We start from the raw sequence: 26,267 nt of genomic DNA on the forward strand, positions 1-26,267 counted from the left end.
GCGTCCTTCAAGCAGATTTCGGGATGAGGCGCTCGAACAACGCCTCCAAGGTATTAAAGCGTTCTTCGGCACGTTCCATCGGCACCATGAACTTGAACAGCGTAGCCCCTTCGAACTTGTAGCGGTTGGGCTGGCCCTGGATCAGTTTGATCAGCACCAGGGGGTCTACCGGCGTCTGCGCTTCGAATTCGATGCGTCCACCCTGCGGCCCGGCGTCGACCTTCTTGATGCCCAACTGTTCGGCCTGCAACTTGAGCAAGGTCAGGCGTACCAGGTTCTTGGTCGGTTCCGGCAACAGGCCGAAGCGGTCGATCATCTCCACCTGCAGGTCTTTAAGGCCTTCTTCATCGGTGGCCGAGGCGATGCGTTTGTACAGGATCAGTCGCGCATGCACGTCCGGCAGGTAATCCTCGGGAATCAACGCGGGCAAGCGCAGATTGATTTCCGGCCCGCCGCCCAGCGGTTGATCGAGGTTCGGCTGTTCGCCCTTGCGGATCGCTTTTACGGCGCGTTCGAGCATCTCCATATAGAGGGTGAAGCCCACTGCCTGGATCTGCCCGCTCTGGCCGTCGCCCAGCAGTTCGCCGGCGCCACGGATTTCCAGGTCGTTGGTGGCCAGCACGAAACCGGCGCCCAGGTCCTGAGTGTTGGCGATGGCTTCCAGGCGCTTCTCTGCGTCGGAAGTGATCTGTTGGCGCGGCGGCGTGAGCAAATAGGCGTACGCCTGGTGGTGACTACGCCCGACCCTGCCACGCAGCTGGTGCAATTGCGCCAGGCCGAACTTGTCGGCGCGCTCGATGATGATGGTGTTGGCGCTCGGCACGTCGATGCCGGTCTCGATGATGGTCGAGGCGATCAGCACGTTGAAGCGCTTGTGGTAGAAGTCGCTCATCACCTGTTCGAGTTCGCGCTCGCGCATCTGCCCGTGGCCGATGGCAATACGCGCCTCCGGCACCAGCTCGGCGAGGTCGGCGGCGCATTTCTCGATGGTCTTCACGTCGTTGTGCAGGTAATACACCTGCCCGCCGCGCAGCAGTTCACGCAGCAGTGCTTCCTTGACCGTGCTTTTGTTCTGCTCCATCACGAAGGTGCGCACCGACAAGCGGCGCGCCGGCGGCGTGGCGATGATCGACAGGTCGCGCATGCCCGACACCGCCATGTTCAGCGTACGCGGAATTGGCGTGGCGGTAAGGGTGAGGATATCGACTTCACTGCGCAGGGCCTTGAGCTGTTCTTTCTGACGCACACCAAAGCGGTGTTCTTCGTCGATGATCACCAGGCCCAGGTTCTTGATCTTCACGTCGTCCGACAGCAGCTTGTGGGTGCCGATCACGATGTCGATCTTGCCTTCAGCCAGGTCGGCGACGGCGGCATTCACTTCCTTGGCCGACTTGAAGCGGCTCATCACTTCCACGGTCACCGGCCAATCGGCAAAGCGGTCGCGGAAGCTGTTGTAGTGCTGCTGGGCGAGCAGAGTGGTGGGCACCAGGATTGCCACCTGGCGACCGCCGTGCACGGCAATAAAGGCGGCGCGCATGGCCACTTCGGTCTTGCCGAAGCCCACGTCGCCGCAGACCAGGCGATCCATGGGCTTGGGCGCGAGCATGTCGGCGCGTACCGCTTCGATGGTGGTTTGCTGGTCCGGGGTTTCTTCGAAGGCGAAGCCGGCGCTGAAGGTGGCGTAGTCGGCTTTCGGGTCGGCAAACGCGTAACCTTCGCGGGCGGCGCGGCGGGCATAGATGTCGAGCAATTCGGCGGCGACGTCGCGCACCTGCTCGGCGGCCTTGCGCTTGGCTTTCTGCCAGGTCTCGGAGCCCAGACGATGCAACGGCGCCAGGGCGTCATCGCTGCCGGTGTAGCGCGCGATCAAATGCAGGCTGGCCACTGGCACATAGAGCTTGGCGCCCTCGGCGTATTCCATGGTGAGGAATTCGGCGGCCTGGTTGTCGATCTCCAGGGTCTGCAGCCCCAGGTAGCGGCCGACGCCGTGATCGATGTGCACCACTGGCGCGCCTTCGCGCAGTTCGGTGAGGTTCTTGATCACCGCGTCGTTGTTGGCGTCGGCGCGTTTTTCACGACGGCGGCGCTGCATCACGCGCTGACCGAACAGCGGGCTTTCGGCGATCAGCGCCAGGGCCGGGTCGTCCAGCAACAGGCCTTCGTCGAGCGGGGCGATGGTGATCGCCAGGCGCTCTTTGCTTTTGACAAAATCCGGCCAGCTGTCGACGGTTTTTGGTCGCAGCTTCAAGCGTTCCAGCAGTTCCAGCAGCACTTCGCGACGGCCAGCGGATTCAGCGGTAAACAGCACGCGGCCGGGGAAGTCGCCGAGGAAATTGGACAGCGCTTCCAGCGGTTGCGTGGCTTTTGCCTGGATCGACAGATCCGGCAGTGTGCCCGCCGGGAAGCGTTCGCGGCCAACGCCGGTTTCCACATCCTGCTGGCTGGCGACCACGCGCGGCCAGCTTTTCAGGCGCGCGAAGCAGTCTTCCACCGGCAGGAACAGTTCGGCGGGCGGCAATAAAGGACGGGACGGATCGACGCGGCGCTCTTCATAGCGGTTGCGCACGTCGTTCCAGAAATTTTCCGCCGCCTGTTCGATGCCTGGCAGCGAGAACACCTGGGTGTCCTGGGGCAGGTAATCGAAGAGGGTGGAGGTCTCGTCGAAAAACAACGGCAGGTAGTACTCGATACCGGCCGGGGTAATCCCGCTGCTCAGGTCCTGGAAGATCGGGCAGCGGCGGAAGTCCACGTCGAAGCGTTCACGGAAGCGCGCCTTGAAGCGCGTGACCGCGTCTTTCTGCAGCGGGAATTCCCGCGCAGGCAGCAGCTTGACCGAGTCGACTTTGTCGATGGAGCGTTGGTTTTCCGGATCGAAGGTGCGCAGGGTCTCGATTTCGTCGTCGAACAGGTCGATGCGATAGGGCAGTTTGCTGCCCATCGGGAACAGGTCGATCAGCGCGCCACGCACCGCGAACTCACCGTGCTCGTACACCGTGTCGACGCAGCGGTAGCCACTGGCTTCCAGGCGCGTGCGCATTTGTTCGACGTCCAGCTTCTGGCCGATATCCAGCACCAGGCTGCTGCCCAGCAGGAACTTGGTCGGCGCCAGGCGATGCAAGGCCGTGGTGATCGGCACTACCAGCACGCCGTGGGCCAGTTCCGGCAAGCGGTACAGGCTGGCGATGCGCTGGGAGATGATGTCCTGGTGCGGCGAGAACAGGTCGTAGGGCAGGGTTTCCCAGTCGGGGAAATGCAGCACCGGCAAATCGGGGGCGAAGAAGCTCAGCTCCTGCTCCAGCCGTTCGGCGCTTTGGCTGTCGGCGGTGAGCAGCAGGGTAAAGCGCTTGGCTGCGCTGGCAGCCTCGGCGATGGCCAGGCTCAGGGCGGCACCGGGCAGGTTGCCCCAGTGCTGTTTGCCTGCCGCAGCAGGGAGTAGCGGTAGACGCAGGACGGGCACGGAAGGTTGAGCTCCAAGCGTTGCGACAAAGTCGGTAATTGTAACGGTGCGGGGCGCCGTCTGTCAGTTGCTGACTGAGCCTATTACGGTTTGTAGGAAATGTAGTGGCTAAGACAAACAATGGCGGGTTTTGACTCAATATGTAGTGCCAAAATGTACGCGTTTTTCGGAGGGTTACGGACAAGTTGTTCCGCGCCTGTCATTAGTGGCCTTCTGGAACCCGCGTATTTACTGGGCTGTAGCGGGGTGTCAATTTTTCGCAAGGACTTTTTGTTGCCGGACGCGCATTGCTCCGGGGGCGGTCGGGCGGCATAATGTAGCCCCTTTTTTCAGCCCCTACATGTGGAAGGTTCCCGTGACTCAGAAGCCCGACCAGTGTCTTGGTGAATGGATCGACCGTGAAGCACTCGCAGAAGCGATGATCCCGCTTATCGGTCAGCTGTACCGCAATAACAATGTGGTGAGCTCGATCTATGGCCGCAGCCTGATCAACCAGTCCGTCATCGCGATTCTCAAAGCCCACCGCTTTGCGCGTCACCGTTCCGCCGACGACAGCGAACTCTCCGTCCACGAAACATTCCCACTGCTTAAAGCCATGAGCGAGCTCAAGCTCGGCGCGGCTTCGGTAGACCTGGGCAAGCTGGCCTACAAATTCCGCAAGGAAGGCGCCGGCCGCAGCGCCGAGCAGTTCGTGCGTGAAGAAATGGCCGATGTGGTTGGCCAGCAAAATGCCGCTGCCCGCAAAGGTACCGACGTGGTGCTGTACGGCTTCGGTCGTATCGGCCGCCTGCTGGCACGCATCCTGATCGAAAAAACCGGTGGCGGCGACGGCCTGCGCTTGCGTGCCATCGTCGTGCGCAAAGGCGCCGAGAACGACCTGACCAAACGCGCCAGCCTGCTGCGCCGCGATTCGGTACACGGTCCGTTCAACGGCACCATCGTCATCGACGAAGAAAACAACACCATCACCGCCAACGGTAACCTGATCCAGGTGATCTACGCGAAGAACCCGTCCGAGGTGGATTACACCCAGTACGGCATCAAGGACGCTCTGCTGGTGGACAACACCGGCGTATGGCGTGACGCCGAAGGCCTGGGCCAGCACCTGGCCTGCCCGGGTGTGGATCGCGTCGTCCTGACCGCGCCTGGCAAAGGCAAGCTGAAGAACATCGTTCACGGCATCAACCACAGCGAAATCACCGCTGACGACAAGATCGTGTCCGCCGCTTCCTGCACCACTAACGCCATCGTGCCGGTGCTGAAGGCGGTGAATGACAAGTTCGGCATCGTCAACGGCCACGTCGAGACCGTTCACTCGTACACCAACGACCAGAACCTGATCGACAACTTCCACAAGGGCGATCGCCGTGGCCGTAGCGCCGCGTTGAACATGGTGATCACCGAGACCGGTGCTGCCACCGCTGCTGCCAAGGCCCTGCCTGAGCTGGCCGGCAAGCTGACCGGTAACGCGATCCGCGTGCCGACGCCAAACGTGTCGATGGCCATTCTCAACCTGAACCTTGAGAAAGCCGCCACCCGTGAAGAGATGAACGAGTACCTGCGCTACATGGCGCTGCACTCCGATCTGCATAAGCAAATCGACTTCGTCAACTCACAGGAAGTGGTCTCCACCGACTTCGTGGGCTCGCGCCACGCCGGTGTGGTGGACGCGGAAGCGACCATTACCCAGGACAACCGCGTTGTCCTGTACGTGTGGTACGACAACGAGTTCGGCTACAGCTGCCAGGTGGTTCGCGTGATGGAAGACATGGCTGGGGTCAACCCGCCTGCGTTTCCGCGCTAAGCATCAGCTTTAGATGAAAAAGCCCCGACTGGTTTGGGGCTTTTTTGTGGCTGAGAGATCTTTGGTGTCTCCATCATTCCAATAGCTTGCTGCGCAGGCTGTCGGAAAGCCCTTTGGGCGCCAGCCAGACCCCCAAGTAAGTCTTCGCCAGCTCCTCATCGGCACTGCTGAACACCACCTGACCATTGATCTCCAGGTTCAAACCACGGCCCGGACGAAAGTCCAGGGCATACCGATCACCGCTGCGGATATCGCGAAAGCTGGCGTGCAGTTTGTCTATTTCGGGTTGGAGGCGGGCGTTGGTCTGCTGGCGCTCCAGCGTGGCAGTGGCGGCTTTGATCACATCATTGCGGTCGATGTCGCGAAAGTAATAAAGCGTCAGGCGCAGCGCTTTTTGTTGCGCCCAGGCCTGCTTGGCGCTCACGTCGGACGGGGTATACAGCGCAGCCGCGTAAACATCCGCCCAGAGATAGGTGAGCACCGCCTGGTTTTTCAAGGTCAATTGCTGGGACTGTGCGGGAAAGTCGGCTTGCTTTAGCCGATCCGCCTCATTGGCCTGCACCGTGATCGACAGCATCAGTAATAAACAGAAAGCGACATGTCGCATAATGGCCAGTCCTGCAAAGGGGCTTGCTGGCAGTGTAATTGCAATTTCCTGATGGTGTAGTAAAGGCAAGACTGGCCTACGACGCGACCAAGGGTTAATGTTCGCGGCGTTGAGCCTTATATAGACTGTGCCCCGGTTCACACACTTGAGCCGAATTGTCCTTCATGACCGCTGGCCGCGGCATGATTTAGCCCGGCGTCCAACCGTACGCCTGGCCTGTTCTGAGGAGTACGCATGGCTGTCTACAACTACGACGTGGTGGTACTGGGTTCCGGCCCTGCTGGAGAAGGTGCGGCGATGAACGCCGCGAAAGCAGGGCGCAAGGTGGCGATGGTCGATAGCCGTCGTCAGGTCGGCGGTAACTGCACCCACCTGGGCACCATCCCGTCCAAGGCCTTGCGTCACTCGGTGCGCCAGATCATGCAGTTCAACACCAACCCGATGTTCCGGGCCATTGGTGAGCCGCGCTGGTTCTCGTTCCCGGACGTGCTCAAGAGCGCCGAGAAAGTCATCTCCAAGCAAGTCGCCTCGCGTACCGGCTACTACGCCCGTAACCGCGTCGACCTGTTCTTCGGCACCGGCAGCTTCGCCGACGAGCAAACCATCGAAGTGGTCTGCCCCAATGGCGTGGTCGAGAAGCTGGTGGCCAAGCACATCATCATCGCCACCGGTTCGCGCCCGTACCGCCCGGCGGACATCGATTTCCACCACCCGCGTATCTACGATAGCGACACCATCCTGAGCCTGGGCCACACCCCGCGCAAACTGATCATCTACGGCGCCGGTGTGATCGGCTGTGAATACGCCTCGATCTTCAGCGGCCTGGGCGTGCTGGTGGAACTGGTGGACAACCGCGACCAGTTGCTGAGCTTCCTCGACTCGGAAATTTCCCAGGCGTTGAGCTACCACTTCAGCAACAACAACATCACCGTGCGTCATAACGAAGAGTACGAGCGCGTCGAAGGCCTGGACAACGGTGTGATCCTGCACCTCAAGTCCGGCAAGAAGATCAAGGCCGACGCCTTGCTGTGGTGCAACGGCCGTACCGGCAACACAGACAAGCTGGGTATGGAAAACATCGGGGTCAAGGTCAACAGCCGTGGCCAGATCGAAGTGGACGAGAACTATCGCACCTGCGTGGCGAACATCTACGGCGCCGGTGATGTGATCGGCTGGCCGAGCCTGGCCAGTGCGGCGCATGACCAGGGCCGCTCGGCCGCTGGCAGCATCGTCGACAATGGCAGCTGGCGCTACGTGAACGACGTGCCGACCGGGATCTACACGATTCCCGAGATCAGCTCGATCGGCAAGAACGAACACGAACTGACCAAGGCCAAGGTGCCTTACGAAGTCGGCAAGGCGTTCTTCAAGAGCATGGCGCGTGCGCAGATCGCCGGTGAGCCGCAAGGCATGCTGAAGATCCTGTTCCACCGTGAAACCCTGGAAGTCCTCGGCGTGCATTGCTTCGGCTACCAGGCTTCGGAGATCGTGCACATCGGCCAGGCGATCATGAACCAGCCGGGTGAACTCAATACCCTGAAGTATTTCGTCAACACCACGTTCAACTACCCGACCATGGCGGAAGCTTATCGGGTAGCGGCCTACGACGGCCTCAACCGGCTTTTTTGAGCGGCTCCGGCCGGTGGCCTGAGCCGGCCGGGGAGACCGATTTCAGTAATTCCCGAGAGTGGCAGTGGCCAAACCGGGAAAGTCTGTAATCAGGCTATCTACGCCGAAGTCGGCGAGCCTGCGCATCAGCGCAGGTTCGTTGACGGTCCACACGGACACGTGCAAACCCTGGCGCTGGGCTTTTTCCAGTCGCTCAGGGGTGCACAACGTCCAGTTCAACGCCAAGATCTCACAGCCGTAATTCTGCGCGACCTTCAGCGGGTCGAGCCAGGCGTATTCGGCGACCAGGCCGCGTGACAGGTCGGGGGTGAGTTCAACGGCCGCCTTCAACACTTCTCGCGAACTTGAGGTGACGGTGACTTTGTCCATCAGGCCAAAGCGCACGGCCATCTCGCGGATCGCCAACACGGTGGTGGCGGCGCGGGTGCGCGAGGCGCTTTTGACTTCCAGTTGCCAGTGATCGAAGTCACACTTTTCGAACAGTTCTTCCAAGCGCGGAATCGGGCACGGCTTGACCCAGCCTGGGCCGCCTTTGCGCGCATCCATCTTCACCAGGTCGGCTGCCGAGTATTCGACGACTTTGCCGCGCCGGTCGGCGGTGCGCTTGAGGGTTGGGTCGTGGATGACCATCAGCTCGCCGTCCATGGACAGGTGCAAATCCAGTTCGCAACGGCGTACACCGTGCTTGAGGCACTCCTGGAAGCTGGTCAGGGTATTTTCCGGTGCTTCGCCTTTGGCACCGCGGTGGCCGTAGATCAGGGTCACAGTTGCTCCTTTACGCCAGGTCGTCTGGCGGGGTGAATTCGAGAGTTCAAGTGTCTTGGGCGTCGCTCTGTTCCCGCGCCAGGCGGCGTTCCTGGGCCTGTTTCTGCAGGATGTAGCGCGCGAGCAGTTGGCGTTGGGCGTCGGTCATGGCTTCGAATTCCGTGCCGACATCAAAGCCTGCGCCTTTGGGGTCGCAATGGGTGACCCGCGCACGCAGCAGCAGGCCGAGCGCCTGGGGCATCAGCACCAGCTTGACCGCCAGGTGCGCGCCGGCCGGCAGGGGCGTGGGGTGTTGGAAGTCGATGCCGCCTTCGGAAATGATCACCGGCTGCGGTGCGCCGACCTCATCTAGCAGCCCGCGCGCCATGATCTGGCTGAGCAGGTCCAGGCGTTTGTTCTGCACACGAAGGAAGGCGGCGAGGGTGCGATCCTTCTCGCTGAGCTGGCGCAGCAGGTGCTGCGCTTCGAATTCACTCAGGTGCAATTCACTGAGTAAATTGAACAGCGGAGAATCATCCAGCAACACTTCCTTGCTCGCCGCCTCGGGGGCAGACAGGCTTTTGATTTGAAGTGCGATCATGTCGTCGATACGGTAGTATTCGCGGCGTTCTTCTTCATCTAATGTCGACATGGCGAACCCCAGCTAGCGGTAATGGTCAGAGTGTAAAGCTGCTTACCAGACCCCGCCACCGGGACGTCTTCTTTTCCTCCGAACAAGCCCCGACATGTTCAGACCTCTCTTCGTATTTATCGGCACGCGTTATACCCGTGCAAAGCGTCGCAATCATTTTGTGTCGTTCATTTCCCTGACCTCGATGATCGGGCTCGCCTTGGGCGTTGTCGTGATGATCGTGGTGCTGTCGGTGATGAATGGCTTTGATCATGAGATGCGCACCCGCGTGCTGGGCATGGTGCCCCACGCGACCATCGAGGGCGATGCGCCCATCAGTGATTGGCAAAGCCTGGCCGACAAGGTCAAGCAGAACCCCAAGGTGCTGGCCGTCGCGCCATTCACCCAGATGCAGGGGTTGCTGACCCATGACGGCAAGGTGCAGAAGATCCTGCTCAATGCCATCGACCCGGTCCAGGAACGCAACGTCTCGATCATCGACAAGTTCATGCTGCAGGGCAAACTCGACGACCTGGCGCCCGGCAGCTTCGGCATTGTCATCGGCGACAAGGCGGCGGCCAAGCTCGGCGTGGGCCTCGGCGACAAGCTGACCTTCGTCGCGCCGGAAGTCACGGTGACCCCGGCGGGCATGTTCCCACGCATGAAGCGCTTTACCGTGGTCGGTACTTTCCACGTGGGCGCTGGCGAGATCGACGGCTACCTAGGCCTGACCAACCTCACCGACCTGGCGCGCCTGCATCGCTGGCAGCCGGACCAGGTGCAGGGCTTGCGCCTCAAGTTCGCTGACTTGTTCGATGCGCCGCGCGGCGCCTGGGAAATCGCCCAGCATCTGGGTGAAAGCCAGTACTACGCCCGCGACTGGACCCGTACCCACGGCAACCTGTACCAGGCCATCCGCATGGAAAAAGCCATGATCGGCCTGCTGTTGCTGCTGATCGTCGCCGTGGCGGCCTTCAACATCATCTCCACGCTGGTGATGGTGGTGAACGACAAGAAGGGTGATATCGCCATCCTGCGTACTCTCGGCGCCACGCCGGGGCAGATCATGGCGATCTTCATGGTGCAGGGCACCGTGATCGGCGTGGTCGGTACCCTGATCGGTACGGCCGTCGGCATTTTGGCCGCGCTGAACGTGAGCGCCGCCATCGCGGGCCTCGAAACCCTGATCGGCCACAAGTTTCTCAACGCCGACGTCTACTTCATCGACTACTTGCCGTCCCAGGTTCAGGCCCAGGACGTGTTGATGGTGGGCGGTGCTGCGTTGGTCCTGAGTTTCCTTGCCACCCTGTATCCAGCCTGGCGCGCGGCACGTACCCAGCCAGCACAGGCCTTACGTTATGAGTGAATCGGGCATGAGTGAAAAAGCAATCCTGAGCTGCCGCGACCTGGGCAAATCCTACGAGGAAGGCCCGGAGTCGGTGGTGGTGCTGTCCAACCTGCAACTTGAGCTGCACCCAGGCGAGCGCGTGGCGATCGTCGGCAGTTCCGGTTCTGGTAAAAGTACCTTGCTGAACCTGTTGGGCGGCCTTGATACGCCGTCCCAGGGCAGCGTGTGGCTGGCCGGTGAAGAACTGTCGGCCCTCGGTGAAAAGGCTCGCGGCCAGCTGCGCAACCGTTCGCTGGGCTTTGTGTATCAGTTCCACCACCTGTTGCCGGAGTTCACCGCCCTGGAAAACGTGTGCATGCCGCTGCTGATCGGCAAGACCGCGATCCCGCAAGCCCGTCAGCGCGCCAAGGCCTTGCTGGAGCGCGTTGGCCTCGGCCATCGCCTGGAGCACAAACCGGCCGAGTTGTCCGGCGGCGAGCGCCAGCGTGTGGCCATCGCCCGCGCCTTGGTGAACAACCCAGGGCTGGTGATGCTCGATGAGCCAACCGGCAACCTCGACTCCCACACCGCTCAGGGCATCAAGGACTTGATGCTGGAACTGAGCACCCAGATGCGCACCGCGTTCCTGGTGGTGACCCATGACATGAGCATGGCCCGCCAGATGGACCGTGTGTTGCACCTGCAGGAAGGTCATCTGGTCGCCATCTGACCCGTTTCAAGCCCGGCGCTTCAAGCGCCGGGCTTTTTCATTTTTTCAGGCGGTGCAAGCGAATGTTCAGACCGTTATCGATTTTCATCGGCGCGCGCTATACCCGCGCCAAGCGCCGCAACCGTTTTGTCTCGTTTATCTCGATGACCTCGATGATCGGCCTCGCCCTGGGCGTGTTGGCGATGATCGTGGTGTTGTCGGTGATGAACGGCTTCCAGCGCGAAATGAGCTCGCGCATTCTCGGCATGGTGCCCCATGCCACCATCGTCGGCGTGAACCCGATTGACGATTGGCAGCCGGTGGCCGCCGCCGCGATGAAGAATCCGGAGGTGACCGCCGCCGTACCTTTCACGCAGATGGACGGCATGTTCTCCTACAAAGGCGCGATGCAGCCGATTGAGATCAGCGGCATCGACCCGACGCAGGAAGGCAAGGTGTCGATCGTGGCCCAGCATATCGTGCGCGGCAGTCTGGAAGACTTGAAACCCGGCGAGTTTGGCGTGGTAGTCGGCGAAATCACGGCTCGGCGCTTTCGTCTGAATGTGGGCGACAAAGTGACCCTGATCGTGCCGGAAATCAGCACCGCGCCGGGCGGCATCACCCCGCGCATGCAGCGTTTGAACGTGGTGGGCATCTTCAAGGTCGGTGCTGAACTGGACGGCTCCATGGCCATGATCCACATGGCCGACGCCGCAGAGATCCAGCATTGGCAGCCAAACCAGGTACAAAGCGTGCGCCTGGCGGTGAAAGACCTGTACGCGGCCCCCAAGGTCTCATCGGACATCGCCGCCAGCCTGGGCGCCGCCTACAAGCCTGACGACTGGACCCACACCCAGGGCAGCCTGTTCAGCGCGATGAAGATGGAAAAGACCATGATCGGCCTTCTGTTGCTGATGATTGTCGCCGTGGCCGCGTTCAACATCATCGCCACGCTGATCATGGTAGTGAACGACAAGGGCGCGGACATTGCGATTTTGCGCACCATCGGCGCGACGCCACGGCAGATCATGGCGATCTTCATGGTGCAGGGCACGGTGATCGGTATCGTCGGTACTTTGATCGGCGGCGTATTGGGCGTGATTGCCGCACTGAACGTGAGTGAGCTGGTGGGCTGGGTCGAGCGGGTTACCGGGCAGCATATCTTCAGTTCGGACGTGTACTTTGTCAGCAACCTGCCTTCGGAGCTGCAAGGCGGGGATGTGCTGCTGATCTGCACGGCCGGGTTTGTGTTGAGCTTTCTGGCCACGCTGTATCCGGCGTATCGGGCGGCGAAGATTGAGCCGGCGCATGCCCTGAGATATTCGTAAACTTCAAGACTGCTTTCGCGAGCAAGCCCGCTCCCACATTTTGATTTGTGAATACATTCAAATGTGGGAGCGGGCTTGCTCGCGAAGAGGTCGGCCCATCTTGCATCAAACTTCAGTCGGCAACTCAATCACAAACCTTGTCCATCCCGCCCCAGATTCACAATAAATCCTCCCGCCATGCGCCCGCACAATCGACTGGGTAATCGCCAGCCCCAGCCCCGCATGCTCACTGCTGCCTTCGTGGCGTGCCGGGTCCGCCCGGTAGAAGCGGTCAAACAACCTCGGCAGCAACTCCGCTTGAATGCCATCCCCGGTGTTCTCCACTGAAAGCCTCACCCCATCCTCGATTCGCACACGTACTTCGCCACCCGGCGGAGTAAACCGTAGTGCGTTATCCAGCAGATTCGACAGTGCCCGGCGCAACATCCCACGATCACCCGTCGTACGGGCCGTGCCCTCGCGCATTAGGCTGATCTGCCCGTCCTCTGCCAGCAATGTAAAAAACTCCAGTAGCGCGTCGACTTCATCCGCCAGCACCAAGGTTTCACGCTTGGGCATCAACAAGCCGTGATCCGCCTTGGCCAGGTACAGCATGTCGTTGACCAACTGCGCCATCCATTGCAGTTCTTCCAGGTTGCTGTGCAGCGCCTCGCGGTAGTCCTCCAGCGGCCGTGGCTGGGTGAGGATGACCTGGGTCTGGGTGAGCAGGTTCGACAGCGGCGTGCGCAGTTCGTGGGCGATGTCGGCGGAAAACGCCGAAAGGCGCTGGAACGCGTCGTCGAGTCGGCCAAGCATGGCGTTGAAGGCTTGGGCCAGGTCAGCCAGTTCCGTGGGCATTTCCTGTTGAGGCAAACGTTGGGTCAAGGAGTGGGCCGACACACTGGCGGCCACTTCGCCCATGCGTCGCAGTGGCCGCAACCCGCTGCGCGCAGCCCAGGCGCCGAGCAGGGCGGTCGCCAGGGCCGATAGGCCGACGGTGAGCCAGATCAGGTGCTGCATGCGCTGCAAGAAGTGCTGATGGTGAGTGATATCGAGCATCAGGCTCAGTTGCGGCGAGTCGGGTTGGCCGGCTCTCAACGGCGCGTTGTAGACCCGGTAGTCGGTGTCGGCGTTTTGCAGGCTGTGCAGGCCGGGTGCCTCGGGCAAGGTCACGCTTGGCGCATCGTCCAGCCAGCGTTGGCCGGCGGCGGTGATGCGTAGCGTCAGGTCGGGCTGGCGACTGAGTTCGGTGCGCAATTGCGCTTCACGCCGGGCAAAGGCCTCCGGCGAGTCGACACCCTGCAAGGTACTGCGCAGCGCCACCAGTTTGCTGTCGAGTTGCTGCTGGTCCAACTCAATGAAGTGCGCCTCGCTGGCGCGATTGAACAGCACCCCGGCGATCAGCGACACCACGGCGGTACAGGCGGCAAACAGGAGCGCCAGGCGGCTGGCCAGGGACAGGCGCTTGATCAATTGACCCGCTCCTCCAACACATAGCCCATGCCGCGTACTGTGTGGATCAGCTTATTGGGGAAGTTGTCGTCGACTTTCAGACGCAGGCGGCGGATCGCCACTTCGATGATGTTGGTGTCGCTGTCGAAGTTCATGTCCCACACCTGGGAAGCGATCAGCGATTTGGGCAGCACTTCGCCCTGGCGGCGCAGCAGCAGTTCCAGCAGGGAGAATTCCTTGGCGGTCAGGTCGATGCGCTGGCCGTCCCGCTCGACGCGACGGCGGATCAGGTCCAGGCGCAGGTCGGCCAGTTGCAGCGCGGTTTCCTGCGGTGTGCTGCTGCCACGGCGCAACAGGCTGCGCACGCGGGCGAGCAGTTCGGAGAAAGCGAAAGGCTTGACCAAGTAGTCGTCGGCGCCCAGCTCCAGGCCATGCACACGGTCTTCCACGGCGTCGCGGGCGGTGAGGAACAGCACCGGAATGTCCATGCCGGCACTGCGTACAGCCTGGAGGATCTGCCAGCCATCACGGCCCGGCAGCATCACGTCGAGGATCAACAGGTCGTAGTCCCCGGTCAGCGCAAGGTGCTGGCCGCTGGTGCCATCGGCCACCAGTTCGGTGGTAAAACCCGCCTCGGCCAGGCCCTGGCGCAGGTAGTGGCCGGTTTTGGGTTGGTCTTCGACGATCAGCAGTTTCATGGGCAGCTCTTGGCAACGGTGGACGACGGCTTTATACCTTGAGTGCCAGGGCGGGGGAGCAACCTGACAAAGTTGTAATCTAGCAGTCAGCTGGCTGGCAGCGGCGCAATCTTAGAGTGCTGCCCAAGCTGTTCATCTATTTTTGGAGAAGACCGATGGCGTTGCGTACACCCCTGTTGTTGGCGGGTTGCCTGTTGGCATTGAGTGTTGATGCGATGGCTGATGCCGCCCACACCTATGCCTTCGGCGAAGCTGCGCCGGCGAGCAAAGCCACGCGTACCGTGGAAGTAACGTTGCAGGACATTTCCTTTTCGCCCAAGTCCCTGGACGTGAAAGCCGGTGAGACCGTGCGCTTTGTACTGGTCAACAAAGGCCAGTTGCTCCACGAATTCAACCTGGGCGATGCGGCGATGCATGCCGAACACCAGAAGGAAATGTTGCAGATGCAGGCCGGTGGCATGTTGACGGCAACGGGCATGGGCAAGATGGATCATGCAGCCATGGGCCACGGTGCGATGAAACACGATGATCCCAATAGCGTACTGGTCGAGCCGGGCAAAACCGCCGAGCTGACCTGGACGTTCACTAAGGCCACGGGCCTGGAGTTTGCCTGCAACCTTCCGGGGCATTACCAGGCGGGCATGGTCGGCAAGCTCAACGTCGATTGATCCGCTGGCGCTTAGGCGCGGGGGCAAAGGCTGGTAGACTGGCTCGGTTTATTTAGCCAGGTTTCCGCCATGCATCCCGCAGCCGAACATTCGCCGCTGGGCAAGTCCAGTGAATACATCTCCACCTACACACCTTCGTTGCTGTTCCCGATCCCGCGTGCCGCCAAGTGGGCCGAGTTGGGCCTGAGCGCCGAGACCCTGCCTTATAACGGCGTGGACTTCTGGAACTGCTTCGAACTGTCGTGGCTGCTGCCGTCGGGCAAGCCTGTAGTGGCCATCGGCGAATTCAGCATCCCGGCCGACTCGCCGAACATCATCGAGTCCAAGTCGTTCAAGCTGTACCTCAACTCGTTGAACCAGACTGCCTTTGCCGATACGGCCAGCCTGGAAACCACCTTGCGTACCGACCTCAGCGCTGCCGCCGGTGCGCCTGTGAATGTGCGTATCCGCAGCCTGGCCGAGATCGAGGCCGAAGGCGTGATGGCGTTGCCAGGTGCGTGCATCGATGATTTGGATATCAGCGTCAGCAACTACGAGCATCCGCGCCCGGAATTGTTGCGTTGTGATGACTCGCGTGTTGTCGAGGAGAGCGTGCACAGCCATCTGCTCAAATCCAATTGCCCGGTCACCAGCCAGCCGGACTGGGGCAGTGTGGTGGTGCAATACCGTGGTCACGCGTTGGATCACGCCAGCCTGCTGGAGTACATCGTGAGCTTTCGCCAGCACTCGGACTTCCATGAGCAGTGCGTAGAGCGCATCTTCCTGGATTTGCAGCGCTTGCTGAAGCCAGAAAAGCTGACGGTGTACGCGCGGTATGTGCGGCGGGGTGGGTTGGATATCAACCCATATCGCAGTACGGAAGACGTGGCGTTCGAGAACGTGCGCCTGGCTCGTCAGTAACATTGAAAAGCCCCGCGATTGCGGGGCTTTTTGCTATCAGATCCCGATATTGCCCAAGGTGATCATGATATTGCGCAATGTCCCGGAAATAACCGGGTGCTCAGCATCGAACTCGATGGCCGCTTGATTCACATCGTCGGAAATACTCGGTGTTTGAGTGGCCGGCTCCAGTTCGAGTTGTAATTCGAACTTGGCAATCAAGGCTTCCAGCGCTTCACGTTTTTCTTCCGACAGCGGCGGTTCCTGTTCCAACTGCCCGCGCAGGATTTCGACCTGTTCTTCCAGTTTTTTGCGATCAGGCATGACGTGTTTCCTTTTATCGATAGGCACTGGCATAGACCGCGGCACGCCGAGAAAGGTCTACGGGCTGACCTGTAGATTAATCCACTGGCGTCGACTGTGCATGATCCGTGTCAGGGCTTCTCGCCTTTGAGCTGGCGCAGGCTGATGTCGGCCAGGCAGGTGCCGAGTTCGCCCAGGTGGTCGATCACCGAGTGCACACCCAACCCATACAGGGCGACGGTGGCCTTGCCGCGCTTATGCTCGCGTTCCTGTTCGCTCAGCGCCTGCCATTGCTCCGGCGCCATGCCGCACAGCGAGCCGCAGGAGGCCAGGCCGATGGTCCACAACCCGGCGTTGAGCCCGGATTGCAGCAAGCGCGGTTCGCCGCTGACCAAGACGCAGCCTTCCAGGCGTTCGATGTTCAGCTGCATCAAGGCTTGCCAGCAGGCGTGGGGCGCAGGCCAGCGAATGGAGGAGGGTGGTGTCGCCTTGACCCACGCAGGCAGCGTGGCGGCCAGCGGGGTGGTGACGGCGGGAGGCAGTTCATCCAGCCAGGCGCAAGGGATGCCCTGTTCCTTGAGACTGCGCAGGATGTTCAGGGCGCCGGGCGTAGCCTGGGACTCAAGGGAGGGCGAGTCGGTGCGAGCACGGGAACCGAAGTCCACCAGGCAGCCACTTAAACCAAACAGGACGGCAGTCAAGGTGGGTGCGCTGGCGATGGCTATCTCGGCGTGAGGCATGTCGACATCCCTGAAATAGCACCAACGCTATCGAGCCAGGATGACAAGTCGATGACAGGATTGTGAATTGTAGGAAATTTGTCCATTTTTGTTGTGACATTTCCTAGTTACTGCCTAATTGCCAACTTCCGTCATATACTGACGGCCTTATTCAGGGCATAGCGCCCATGACAGACCATTCAAGGAGCAAAAGCTATGCGCTGGAGCCACTACTTCGCTCAGCTGTCGGTGTGTGCCACTGTCTTGTTGGCGCCTTTCGCCGCACAGGCCGCGTCGGAAGATGATCCATGGGAAAGCGTCAACCGCCCGATCTTCACCTTTAACGACACCGTAGATACCTATGCCCTCAAGCCATTGGCCCAGGGCTATCAGTTCGTGACGCCGCAGTTCGTACAGGATGGCATTCACAACTTCTTCCGCAACATCGGCGACGTAGGCAACCTGGCCAACAACGTGCTGCAGCTCAAGCCGCATAATGCCGGTGTCGACACCGCGCGTTTGCTGGTCAACACCACCTTCGGTGTACTGGGCTTTATCGATGTCGGCACCAAAATGGGGCTGCAACGCAGCGATGAAGATTTCGGCCAGACCCTCGGTTACTGGGGCGTCGGCAGCGGTCCTTACGTAATGCTGCCTCTGCTCGGCCCAAGCACCTTGCGTGATGCGCCGTCCAAGTACGTGGACAGCTACACCCAACCGTACCGCTACATGAACGATATCGGCTGGCGCAACAGTACTTTCGGCCTGAATATCGTCGACACCCGTGCCAGCCTGCTCGACAGTGAGAAGCTGATCACCGGTGACAAGTACACCTTCATCCGTAACGCCTACCTGCAGAACCGTGAGTTCAAGGTCAAGGACGGCAAGGTCGTCGACGACTTTTAAGTCGTGACGTTTTGAAATGAAAAAGGCGACCTCAGCGGTCGCCTTTTTTGTGCGCGGTTTTCAGCGCATTTTCAGGATCTTGAGGCCCAGGTGCTGGTCTTCGCCCGTGGCCCTGGCCCATACCACCTCAGTATCGGCCTCCAGGCCTTTTAGCGCGGCGTGCTCTGAATCGATGCGCACGGTCAGCAGGTCGCCTACGTTGAACTGGCGAGGCGCCTGCACCTGCATGCCGGAACTGGAAAGGTCCACGCAAACTCCGGCAATCTCTTGCCCTGCATGGATCAGGGACACGTCTGCATCCACACGCATGCGGATGAAATCGCGTTTTTCGGCGTAGTCGCGCTCGTGTTCGCTCATGGGCTTCATCCTTACTTTGTGTTGTGGTCGTGCCTGTTCTTATAACTCCCGGTGATTTGCGGTGTAAAGACGCCCGGCGACCATCGGCATGAGCTTGAAACCCCTGACGGATGGGAGTACCGTCTGCGCCTTAGAAGGGCACCTCTGCTTTACCGTTGTGCATGGGGAAAATCCCAATGCTTTGTAGGACAGAGAGGCTAGAAAGCGAATCCAGTACGTGAGCCCGGCCATTGTCGCGCCACCTACGCCAACCTAATTCTGGCGCCGTTTGCCCACATGCAAAAAACCAGTGCCACGCTGCTGATAATCGATGACGACGAAGTAGTGCGCGCGAGCCTCGCGGCCTATTTGGAAGACAGTGGCTTCAGCGTCCTGCAGGCCAGCAATGGCCAACAGGGTCTCCAGGTATTCGAGCGCGACCAGCCCGACCTTGTGATCTGCGACCTGCGCATGCCCCAGATGGGCGGCCTGGAGCTGATTCGCCAGGTGACTGAGCTCGCCCCGCAGACGCCGGTGATTGTGGTGTCGGGTGCCGGGGTGATGAACGATGCTGTCGAAGCCTTGCGCCTGGGCGCCGCCGACTACCTGATCAAGCCCCTGGAAGACCTGGCGGTACTGGAGCACTCGGTGCGCCGAGCCCTGGATCGTGCACGCCTGCTGGTGGAGAACCAGCGCTACCGCGAAAAGCTCGAAACCGCCAACCGCGAACTCGAAGCCAGCCTCAACCTGCTCCAGGAAGACCAGAATGCCGGTCGCCAGGTGCAGATGAACATGCTGCCCGTCAGCCCCTGGACCATCGACGACTTCCAGTTTGCCCACCAGATCATCCCGTCTTTGTACCTGTCGGGTGATTTTGTCGATTACTTCCGTGTGGATGAGCGACGTGTGGCGTTCTACCTGGCCGACGTTTCCGGCCACGGTGCTTCCTCTGCTTTTGTCACCGTGTTGTTGAAATTCATGACCACGCGGTTGCTGTTCGAATCCAAGCGCAATGGCACTTTGCCGGAGTTCACCCCCTCCGAGGTGCTGGGCCACATCAATCGGGGCCTGATCAGCTGCAAGCTGGGCAAGCACGTGACGATGGTCGGCGGCGTGATTGATGAAGAAACCGGTCTTTTGACCTACAGCATCGGTGGTCACCTGCCGATGCCGGTTTTATACACTCCAGACAGTGTGCGTTATCTGGAAGGGCGTGGTCTGCCGGTTGGCTTGTTCAATGAAGCCACCTACGAAGACCACATCCTGGAGCTGCCGCCGACGTTCAGCCTCACGCTGATGTCAGACGGCATCCTGGACCTTCTTCCAGAGCCTACACTCAAAGAGAAAGAAGCCGCCTTGCCCCAAAAGGTCAAGTCGGCGGGCGGCAGCCTGGATGGCCTGCGGCAGGTTTTTGGATTGGCCACGCTAGGGGAGATGCCGGATGATATCGCCCTATTGGTGTTGAGCAGGAATCTTTGATGAGTACCGGAAGAATCCAATTCGCCGAGCAAGACGGGACCTTCGTCCTGAAGTTTGTCGGTGAAGTGCGCCTGACCTTGTGTTCGGCGCTGGATGCGACGATTGAGCGGATCTTCACAGCGTTGAATTTCTCGGCGATCGTGATCGATCTGACCGAAACCCGCAGCATCGATAGCACCACTCTTGGGTTGTTGGCCAAGTTGTCCATTCTGTCTCGGCAGAAGGTCGGCCTGCTGCCGACTGTGGTCACCACCCACGAAGACATCACCCGTCTGTTGCAGTCCATGGGCTTCGACCAGGTATTCAACATCGTTGATCGCCCGATTCCGTGCCCGGAGTGCTTGACCGACCTTCCGTCCCAGGACCAGTCCGAGGAAGTGGTGCGGGTCAAGGTGTTGGAAGCGCACAAGATCCTGATGGGGTTGAACGAGTCCAATCGCGAAGCGTTCCACGACCTGGTGAATGCGCTGGAGCGGCATTGATCTAGACGAATTCGAAGCATGAAAAAAGGGCGGTTCCCGTGAGGGTGACCGCCCTTTTTGCCGTGGCTGTTTTACAGCTTGGCGGACAACAGCGCTTCGAGTTTTTCCTGGTCCCGAGCAAACTGACGGATGCCCTCGGCCAGCTTCTCTGTTGCCATCGCGTCCTCGTTGGACTCCCAACGGAACTGCGCTTCAGTCAGGTGAACACGAGCTTCACCGGCATGGCCTGGCGACAGCTTGCGCTCCAGCGTGCCTTCGTCAGCCGCCAGCTTCTCCAGCAGGTCCGGGCTGATGGTCAGGCGATCGCACCCGGCCAGCTCTTCGATCTGACTGAGGTTGCGGAAGCTCGCGCCCATCACCACGGTCTTGTAGCCATTGGCCTTGTAGTAGTTGTAGATGCGCGTCACCGACTGCACGCCCGGATCATCCGAACCGGTGTAGTCGTTGCCGTTGGCCTTCTTGTACCAGTCGTAGATGCGGCCCACGAACGGCGAGATCAAGAACACACCGGCCTCTGCGCAGGCCAAGGCCTGGGCGAAGGAGAACAGCAGGGTCAGGTTGGTCTGGATGCCTTCTTTTTCCAGCTGCTCGGCGGCGCGGATGCCTTCCCAGGTGGAAGCGATCTTGATCAGCACGCGGTCGCGGCCAACGCCAGCTTTGTCATACAGGTCGATCAGACGGTGTGCACGCTTGAGAATAGCGGCTTCGTCAAACGACAGGCGGGCATCCACTTCGGTGGAAATACGCCCCGGTACGACTTTCAGGATTTCCTGACCTACGGCCACCGCAAAACGGTCGCTGGCCAAACCCACATCACCGTTGCAATCTTGCACTGCTTCGTCCAGCAGCTTGGCATACCCTTGAATCGACGCAGCCTTGAGCAGCAACGACGGGTTGGTGGTGGCGTCTTGCGGCTTGAGCTTGGCGAGGGTGGAAAAATCGCCAGTATCGGCAACGACAGTGGTGAATTGCTTGAGTTGTTCCAGCTTGGAAGTCATGGGCGTGCTCTGTCCTATGGGTCTGATGACATTACCCGAGCGCCGGCAGGGGCTCAAGGGCGCAAATGCGTTCGATCGTTTGCGAGGGCAACAACCTGAAAACAGCCGTTTGAATGGCAGGTCTGGCTGTTAAATAGGAGGACAAAACGGCCAGCAGGTTCAACCTGATCAACGCCCTTCCAATAACGCGCCCGCCTGATCCAGCAAGGCCAACGGATCGCTCGCCTTATGAATATCCACCGACAGCAACTGCCTGAACTTCCTCGCCCCCGGAAAACCCGTGCCCAACCCCAGCACATGCCGGGTAATGTGGTGCATCGTCCCGCCACCGGCCAAATGTTCGGCAATGTAAGGCCGCAACTGCGCCAACGCCTCGGCTCGACTGATCACCGGCTGCGTGCTGCCAAACAATTGCTGATCCACCTCCGCCAGCAAATACGGATTGTGATAAGCCTCGCGCCCCAGCATTACCCCGTCAAACGTTTGCAAATGCTCATGACACTGCTCCAGCGTCTTGATTCCGCCGTTGAGAATAATCTCCAGCTCAGGGAAATCCTGCTTCAGCTGGGCCGCAACGTCGTAGCGCAGCGGCGGGATGTCCCGATTCTCCTTGGGCGATAACCCCTCCAGAATCGCAATCCGCGCATGCACCGTAAAACTGGTGCAGCCCGCGTCCTTCACCGTCCCGACGAAATCACACAACTCGGCATAACTGTCCCGACCGTTGATCCCGATGCGATGCTTCACCGTCACCGGGATCGACACCGCATCGCGCATTGCCTTCACACAATCGGCCACCAGCGCCGGGTGAGCCATCAGGATCGCGCCGATCATGTTGTTTTGCACCCGGTCGCTGGGGCAGCCAACATTCAGGTTCACCTCGTCGTAGCCGGCCGCCTGCGCCATGCGCGCGCAGGCGGCCAGATCGGCGGGAACGCTGCCGCCCAATTGCAGGGCGAGAGGGTGTTCAGCTTCGTTGTGGCGCAGGAAGCGTTCGTGGTCGCCGTGGAGGACGGCGCCGGTGGTGACCATCTCGGTGTAGAGCAGGGCGTGTTTGGAGAGCAGGCGTAGGAAGAACCGGCAGTGGCGGTCCGTCCAATCCATCATCGGCGCGACGGAGAAACGGCGGGAAAAAGAGTGTGGTGCGGCACTGATCGGGGACATTGGACAATCTGAGGTGGGTAGGGCGAAGGACGCGAGTTTATCAGGAATAAAGGTGCAGGATTCGCGCTGGTTTTCTGAACCAAACCTGTAGCACAAGCAGGTTTCATCATTTCCCGCGTTTTTGAAGGCTAGGATAGTCCTGACAGAGGCCGTCCACGCCTCCAGTCCAATGGGAGCGGGATTATGGCCTCGAAACTGATCAAAATCGTGTTGATCACCAGCACTTTACTGCTGGGTGCTTGCTCGTCCGATTTATCAAGCGTGAGCCACGACCCTTGCTTTTCAGGGGGATGCCAGGCGTTTGGTGACCATAGCCCCAACAAAGCCGCCAAGATGAGTTTTGGAGGCAGTGGGCTTGGGAGCAGTTATGGTGAGTACGGCTCCGGGTTGCTGCACGACGATTGATGGGGTGGTGGGCTGTTGTGCAGCCCAGCGGAGTCAGCGGGTGGTGAGCGTGCCTTTATGAAAAATCTCTCGCCGCGCCCGACGGCTTATGTTTTCGTGCTTGCTTGACGCGTACATTTCATCAAAGCGATTGCGATCAATCCCTTCATATTTACCCAATTCCTCCATGACCATACGATCGTAATCCTGCTCGATCACGAACCGGAAAATCTCCCGCCGATAATAGAAACCGAACTGGAATGCGAGTACCTCGCTGAGGTGTTCTGTCGGGGTGAGGAAACAGTTTTCCAGGTCGATCGCCTTGGCGAGGGTGGGATGCTCCAGATTGATCATCACATTTTCGGCCCAGAAGTCCATGTGCACCACGTTTTTGCTGTGCAGGGTACGCAGCAATTTGAACGATGCAGTGATCAGGCTGTGGATGTCGCGCTCTTGTTCAAGCCAAGCCAGTCCACTGAGGTAGCCGTCGAGCATCTCGGTGAAGATGAAAAACTCCTGGATCAGGCCTAGCGCTGATTTTCTGTAGCCGAAGCCATACAGGCCGGCGACGGGGGCGCCGCGTTTCTGTGCGCTGAAGGTGTTGATGACCTCTTCCACTGGCCAGTCGAATGTGCCGTCGCGCTTTGAGCGGCCGAATGTGACGCGCAATTTGGGCCTGAGGCTGTCGAGCGGTTGGGATTTGGCGAACAGGTCGCTTTCCATTCCTTTCAGCGGGGCGCTGACGCGGTCTTTTAACTGGTAGCGGGTGTCGATCAGGTCTTGAATCGCCTGCAGGGCGCTGTCATCAGTGCTCTGCGTGGTGAAGACCGTGGCGTTGCGGTGGTTGAGTGTCGAAGGGAAATTCTGGAGCACACTGCTGTCTGGAAAGCTCAAAACACATCCTTGTCATTTAAATATGACAGATATGTTACAAGCTATCGATTTTGGATCCAACCTGAACCGAAGCTGAACGAAAATTAAACCCGTGCTGACGGGCGCAGGTTTTTTCTTGACGCAAGGGGAGAGGTTCGGCAGCAGGGGCGCGTTGCGTCCAGCAAAAATTACGGTGAAAAAAACCAGTCACGGTGCAATAATGGCTTAGGGCCATTATTCTACTTTTTAAAGTACTCTTGATGAAAACAACTTTTTCCGCGAAATTGTTTATTGTTTTTGTTGCTTCCCTGCTGGTCTGCGCCACGTTCTTCCTGATTGAAGAGTTTCTATAGCTCAGCTCAGACTCCATTCGACTGTTTGTATTGTCGAATCAGAAAACGACCCATTACAAAGACACTTCCTAAAATCAGCCCTAAAAAGGCACCCAGAAAAATAAATTTCTTAGTGTTATTAGTGGTGGAGGTTTTTACATCGTCAAGGGTGTTAAATGCTTTTAATGTAGTGCGGGTAGCCAATGTCGGTAAGTTTAGTGTTATGGCTTCCGTGTTGGCGGTCGCCATCGCAGATTTCAGCTGGGCAGTGGCCAGTTCTGCGCTGGTGGCAGTGGTTGAGGCGATATAAAGCACGGGCTCGCTTCCGCCTGATTTAGGTGGAGTGTCTTTCAGGCTAACGGACTTGGCAGCCATGATGCCCATGGCGGAATAGAACACATCGTTCTGGATGGTGCTGTACAGCTTGGTTTCCGCACCCAGCTTGCTGGGAGTGACGGGAGCGTCTTTTTCATTGACCTCTTTATACAAGCTGTACAGTGACGGTTTGGTGATGTAAGTGCTGGCAGTCCATTGTTCAGGTGATGTGGCTACGAGTGCCAAAGACACCACGCTACCCACTACGGTGGTTGCAATAATAGTTATCTTGCTTTTCCACAATGCTTGAACAAGCGGGATCAAATCAATTTCATCATCGTTAGGCTGGGCTTTAAGATTCGTTGGACTGCTCACGAAAAATTCCTTTATTTGCGTTCCGGAATTGTAGAGAAAAAAACACAAAACGCCCACGTATTAGTGTGATGGTGCAGCAGATGCGAATAGTTCGTGTTTGTTAAGTCCGGCGCGACTCTTTAAAGAGCTGCGCCGACTTAATTAGTATTTTCGTTCAGGTAGGTAGGACTCAATGGCCGCCCTGCATCCGCCGTGCTACCAGATAAACGCCCAGCCCTACCAACGCCGTCACCGCGCCGATATACCCGGTACTCGTCCACCCCAGTCCAGCTGTGATCGCCATCCCGCCAAACCACGGCCCCAGCGCGTTGGCCAAGTTGAATGCGGCATGGTTGGACGCCGCCGCCAGGCTAGGCGCTTCGTGGGCGATATCCATCAAGCGGATCTGCAGCGGCGCCGCCAATGACACCATGGTGCCGACCAGTCCGATCCCCAGCAGCACGCCCCACAACGAGCCTGCGGCAAACGGGAAGAACACCAACACCGCCATCGACCACACCAGGATCAAGCCCACTGCGCGAAACTGCAGGCGGTCGAACAGTTTGCCGCCAGCAATATTGCCGATGATCCCACCCACGCCAAATGCCGCGAGGCCGAAGGGGATCCATTGCGGCGAGACTTTGGTGACTTCGAGCATGGTCGGCGCCAGGTAACTGAACACGCAGAACATTCCCGCAAAACCAATGGCGCCAATGGCCAGGGCCATCCACACCTGCGGTTTGGTGAAGGCGCGCAGTTCCTTGCGTGGGTCGCTACGGGGTTCGTCGCGTCGGTCGGGAACGAACTGCCAGACCAGTGCAATCGTGCACAGCGCGATGACGCTCACTAGCGCAAACGCCGAGCGCCAGCCCAGATATTGACCGAGGAAGGTCGCAATCGGGTTGCCCAGGAGCATCGCCAGGGTGAGTCCCATCATCACCCGCGCTACAGCGCCGGCGCGTTTGTCGTTCGGCACCATGCTCGAAGCCACCACTGCGGCAATACCGAAATAGGCACCGTGGGGCAGGCCGCTGATAAATCGAAACGCCACCAGTGAGCCGAAGGTCGGGGTGAAGGCCGTGGCCAGGTTACCCAGGGCATACAGCCCCATCAGCAACAGCAGCATATGTTTGCGCAGGAGTTTGGCGCCGAGGATCGCCAGCAGCGGCGCGCCGACCATTACGCCCAAGGCGTAGGCGCTGATCGCGTGGCCGACCTGGGGTTCGCTCAAGTTGAGGTTGTGGGCGATGTCGGGCATCAGGCCCATGATGGCGAACTCGCCAGTGCCGATCGCGAAGGCGCCCACGGCCATGGCAGCTTCCATTTTGGCGGCGCTGCGCGCGGGCAGCACATGCCCGGGTGTTTGCTGGATAGTCATGGGTAACTCTATTGGAATGGATTGCACGAAGGGGAGCCGTCGATGCTACGCAAACGGCGCCGAAGGTGTCTAGAACAGCCTTTTTCGGCAGAGTTCCGCGCCTGTGACCCCAGGTCGCGCCTGCCAGGCTTGACATCGGAGCATTGAAAGCCGCGATTTAGAGCTGTCAATTGGTCAAACGGCGCATAAACGCTGTTTGCCGTGATATTCTGCGCGCCGTCTTGGTCTAGTCTTTCCTGGGTGCGTACATCCGCATACGTCCCAGCGATTGGCTGTCGCCCAGGTAGCTGAAGCCAATAATGATAAGAAGTCAGCGCAGAAGGGACATAAAC

General features: G+C 59.6%; 26 protein-coding genes. 11 read left to right on the plus strand and 15 right to left on the minus strand.

The genetic code is table 11. From position 1 onward, the window contains the following. Positions 1-7: 7 nt before the first annotated feature. Positions 8-3,457: a transcription-repair coupling factor gene (gene mfd / locus ACP7EW_RS12910; protein WP_426217419.1), complete on the minus strand. Its 3,450-nt coding sequence runs from the start codon at positions 3,455-3,457 to the stop codon at positions 8-10. Positions 3,458-3,797: 340 nt separating this feature from the next. On the opposite strand from mfd, the gene ACP7EW_RS12915 reads away from it, so the two are divergent. After that, the gene (locus ACP7EW_RS12915; protein ID WP_033902571.1) at positions 3,798-5,261 is read left to right on the plus strand and encodes a glyceraldehyde-3-phosphate dehydrogenase; all 1,464 of its coding nucleotides are present in this window, start codon (positions 3,798-3,800) and stop codon (positions 5,259-5,261) included. A gap of 73 nt (positions 5,262-5,334) precedes the next feature. On the opposite strand, the gene ACP7EW_RS12920 is transcribed toward ACP7EW_RS12915, so the two are convergent. Beyond that, positions 5,335-5,868 (minus strand): chalcone isomerase family protein, encoded by a 534-nt coding sequence (locus ACP7EW_RS12920; RefSeq protein WP_426217421.1) that lies wholly within the window; start codon positions 5,866-5,868, stop codon positions 5,335-5,337. Between the two features lie 234 nt (positions 5,869-6,102). Here ACP7EW_RS12920 and sthA point away from each other — a divergent pair, with 234 nt between their 5' ends. After that, positions 6,103-7,497, plus strand: coding sequence for a Si-specific NAD(P)(+) transhydrogenase (gene sthA, locus ACP7EW_RS12925; protein WP_016975273.1), 1,395 nt, complete (start codon positions 6,103-6,105; stop codon positions 7,495-7,497). Between the two features lie 42 nt (positions 7,498-7,539). Here the strand turns inward: sthA and ACP7EW_RS12930 are convergent, their stop codons facing one another. After that, a complete protein-coding gene (locus ACP7EW_RS12930; protein ID WP_016975274.1) occupies positions 7,540-8,262 on the minus strand; it encodes a glycerophosphodiester phosphodiesterase in 723 nt (240 codons plus the stop codon). Positions 8,263-8,308: 46 nt separating this feature from the next. After that, positions 8,309-8,893 (minus strand): PilZ domain-containing protein, encoded by a 585-nt coding sequence (locus ACP7EW_RS12935; protein ID WP_033902569.1) that lies wholly within the window; start codon positions 8,891-8,893, stop codon positions 8,309-8,311. 94 nt (positions 8,894-8,987) lie between these two features. Between ACP7EW_RS12935 and ACP7EW_RS12940 the strand changes: the two genes are divergently transcribed. The 3 genes from ACP7EW_RS12940 (at position 8,988) to ACP7EW_RS12950 (ending at position 12,236) form a co-directional block, all read left to right on the plus strand. Beyond that, positions 8,988-10,238, plus strand: coding sequence for a lipoprotein-releasing ABC transporter permease subunit (locus tag ACP7EW_RS12940; protein ID WP_038850355.1), 1,251 nt, complete (start codon positions 8,988-8,990; stop codon positions 10,236-10,238). Positions 10,239-10,245: 7 nt separating this feature from the next. Then, positions 10,246-10,929, plus strand: coding sequence for a lipoprotein-releasing ABC transporter ATP-binding protein LolD (lolD, locus tag ACP7EW_RS12945; protein ID WP_167351254.1), 684 nt, complete (start codon positions 10,246-10,248; stop codon positions 10,927-10,929). 62 nt (positions 10,930-10,991) lie between these two features. After that, positions 10,992-12,236, plus strand: a complete 1,245-nt coding sequence (locus ACP7EW_RS12950) for a lipoprotein-releasing ABC transporter permease subunit (RefSeq protein WP_426217424.1) — start codon at positions 10,992-10,994, stop codon at positions 12,234-12,236. Positions 12,237-12,341: 105 nt separating this feature from the next. Here the strand turns inward: ACP7EW_RS12950 and ACP7EW_RS12955 are convergent, their stop codons facing one another. Further along, positions 12,342-13,688: a heavy metal sensor histidine kinase gene (locus ACP7EW_RS12955; RefSeq protein ID WP_426217426.1), complete on the minus strand. Its 1,347-nt coding sequence runs from the start codon at positions 13,686-13,688 to the stop codon at positions 12,342-12,344. Then, entirely contained in the window at positions 13,685-14,365 is a 681-nt protein-coding gene (locus tag ACP7EW_RS12960) for a heavy metal response regulator transcription factor (protein WP_038850357.1), read from the minus strand. Before ACP7EW_RS12960 ends, ACP7EW_RS12955 begins: the two co-directional genes overlap by 4 nt. Positions 14,366-14,520: 155 nt before the next feature. Here ACP7EW_RS12960 and ACP7EW_RS12965 point away from each other — a divergent pair, with 155 nt between their 5' ends. Continuing rightward, the gene (locus ACP7EW_RS12965; RefSeq protein ID WP_426217429.1) at positions 14,521-15,033 is read left to right on the plus strand and encodes a cupredoxin domain-containing protein; all 513 of its coding nucleotides are present in this window, start codon (positions 14,521-14,523) and stop codon (positions 15,031-15,033) included. A 69-nt stretch (positions 15,034-15,102) separates the two neighbouring features. Further along, a complete protein-coding gene (queF, locus tag ACP7EW_RS12970; RefSeq protein WP_426217431.1) occupies positions 15,103-15,933 on the plus strand; it encodes an NADPH-dependent 7-cyano-7-deazaguanine reductase QueF in 831 nt (276 codons plus the stop codon). Positions 15,934-15,969: 36 nt separating this feature from the next. Here the strand turns inward: queF and ACP7EW_RS12975 are convergent, their stop codons facing one another. Further along, positions 15,970-16,236 carry a DUF4404 family protein gene (locus tag ACP7EW_RS12975; protein ID WP_005786202.1) on the minus strand — a complete coding sequence of 89 codons (267 nt, stop codon included), beginning with the start codon at positions 16,234-16,236 and terminating at the stop codon, positions 15,970-15,972. 110 nt (positions 16,237-16,346) lie between these two features. Continuing rightward, complete coding sequence (locus ACP7EW_RS12980) at positions 16,347-16,955, minus strand: hypothetical protein (protein WP_061435738.1); 609 nt, start codon at positions 16,953-16,955, stop codon at positions 16,347-16,349. 195 nt (positions 16,956-17,150) lie between these two features. On the opposite strand from ACP7EW_RS12980, the gene ACP7EW_RS12985 reads away from it, so the two are divergent. Beyond that, on the plus strand, positions 17,151-17,840 hold the full coding sequence (locus ACP7EW_RS12985; protein WP_010212030.1) for an MlaA family lipoprotein: 690 nt from the start codon (positions 17,151-17,153) through the stop codon (positions 17,838-17,840). Positions 17,841-17,900: 60 nt separating this feature from the next. Here the strand turns inward: ACP7EW_RS12985 and ACP7EW_RS12990 are convergent, their stop codons facing one another. After that, complete coding sequence (locus tag ACP7EW_RS12990; RefSeq protein ID WP_314533047.1) at positions 17,901-18,197, minus strand: PilZ domain-containing protein; 297 nt, start codon at positions 18,195-18,197, stop codon at positions 17,901-17,903. 276 nt (positions 18,198-18,473) lie between these two features. On the opposite strand from ACP7EW_RS12990, the gene rssB reads away from it, so the two are divergent. Both rssB and rssC read left to right on the plus strand, forming a co-directional pair. After that, complete coding sequence (gene rssB, locus ACP7EW_RS12995) at positions 18,474-19,655, plus strand: two-component system response regulator RssB (protein ID WP_016975286.1); 1,182 nt, start codon at positions 18,474-18,476, stop codon at positions 19,653-19,655. Continuing rightward, positions 19,655-20,137 (plus strand): anti-sigma factor antagonist RssC, encoded by a 483-nt coding sequence (gene rssC, locus ACP7EW_RS13000; RefSeq protein WP_003172602.1) that lies wholly within the window; start codon positions 19,655-19,657, stop codon positions 20,135-20,137. Before rssB ends, rssC begins: the two co-directional genes overlap by 1 nt. Positions 20,138-20,208: 71 nt before the next feature. Here rssC and tal read toward each other — a convergent pair whose 3' ends face one another. Further along, the gene (gene tal, locus ACP7EW_RS13005) at positions 20,209-21,135 is read right to left on the minus strand and encodes a transaldolase (protein ID WP_426217434.1); all 927 of its coding nucleotides are present in this window, start codon (positions 21,133-21,135) and stop codon (positions 20,209-20,211) included. 168 nt (positions 21,136-21,303) lie between these two features. Then, a complete protein-coding gene (gene dusA, locus ACP7EW_RS13010; protein ID WP_426217436.1) occupies positions 21,304-22,299 on the minus strand; it encodes a tRNA dihydrouridine(20/20a) synthase DusA in 996 nt (331 codons plus the stop codon). A 183-nt stretch (positions 22,300-22,482) separates the two neighbouring features. Here dusA and ACP7EW_RS13015 point away from each other — a divergent pair, with 183 nt between their 5' ends. Then, positions 22,483-22,704, plus strand: coding sequence for a hypothetical protein (locus tag ACP7EW_RS13015; RefSeq protein WP_426217438.1), 222 nt, complete (start codon positions 22,483-22,485; stop codon positions 22,702-22,704). A gap of 33 nt (positions 22,705-22,737) precedes the next feature. Here ACP7EW_RS13015 and ACP7EW_RS13020 read toward each other — a convergent pair whose 3' ends face one another. From ACP7EW_RS13020 to ACP7EW_RS13035, 4 genes are all read right to left on the minus strand, one after another. After that, on the minus strand, positions 22,738-23,577 hold the full coding sequence (locus tag ACP7EW_RS13020; protein WP_426217440.1) for a lipopolysaccharide kinase InaA family protein: 840 nt from the start codon (positions 23,575-23,577) through the stop codon (positions 22,738-22,740). Positions 23,578-23,611: 34 nt separating this feature from the next. Continuing rightward, entirely contained in the window at positions 23,612-23,881 is a 270-nt protein-coding gene (locus ACP7EW_RS13025; RefSeq protein ID WP_426217442.1) for a hypothetical protein, read from the minus strand. Between the two features lie 34 nt (positions 23,882-23,915). Further along, complete coding sequence (locus ACP7EW_RS13030) at positions 23,916-24,578, minus strand: Wzz/FepE/Etk N-terminal domain-containing protein (RefSeq protein ID WP_426217444.1); 663 nt, start codon at positions 24,576-24,578, stop codon at positions 23,916-23,918. Between the two features lie 169 nt (positions 24,579-24,747). Next, positions 24,748-25,935: an MFS transporter gene (locus tag ACP7EW_RS13035; protein WP_269133214.1), complete on the minus strand. Its 1,188-nt coding sequence runs from the start codon at positions 25,933-25,935 to the stop codon at positions 24,748-24,750. Between the last annotated feature and the right edge of the window lie 332 nt (positions 25,936-26,267).

The sequence above is a fragment of the Pseudomonas sp. DWRC2-2 genome, assembly GCF_049897885.1.
GTDB classification, from domain to species: Bacteria; Pseudomonadota; Gammaproteobacteria; order Pseudomonadales; family Pseudomonadaceae; genus Aquipseudomonas; species Aquipseudomonas azotoformans_A.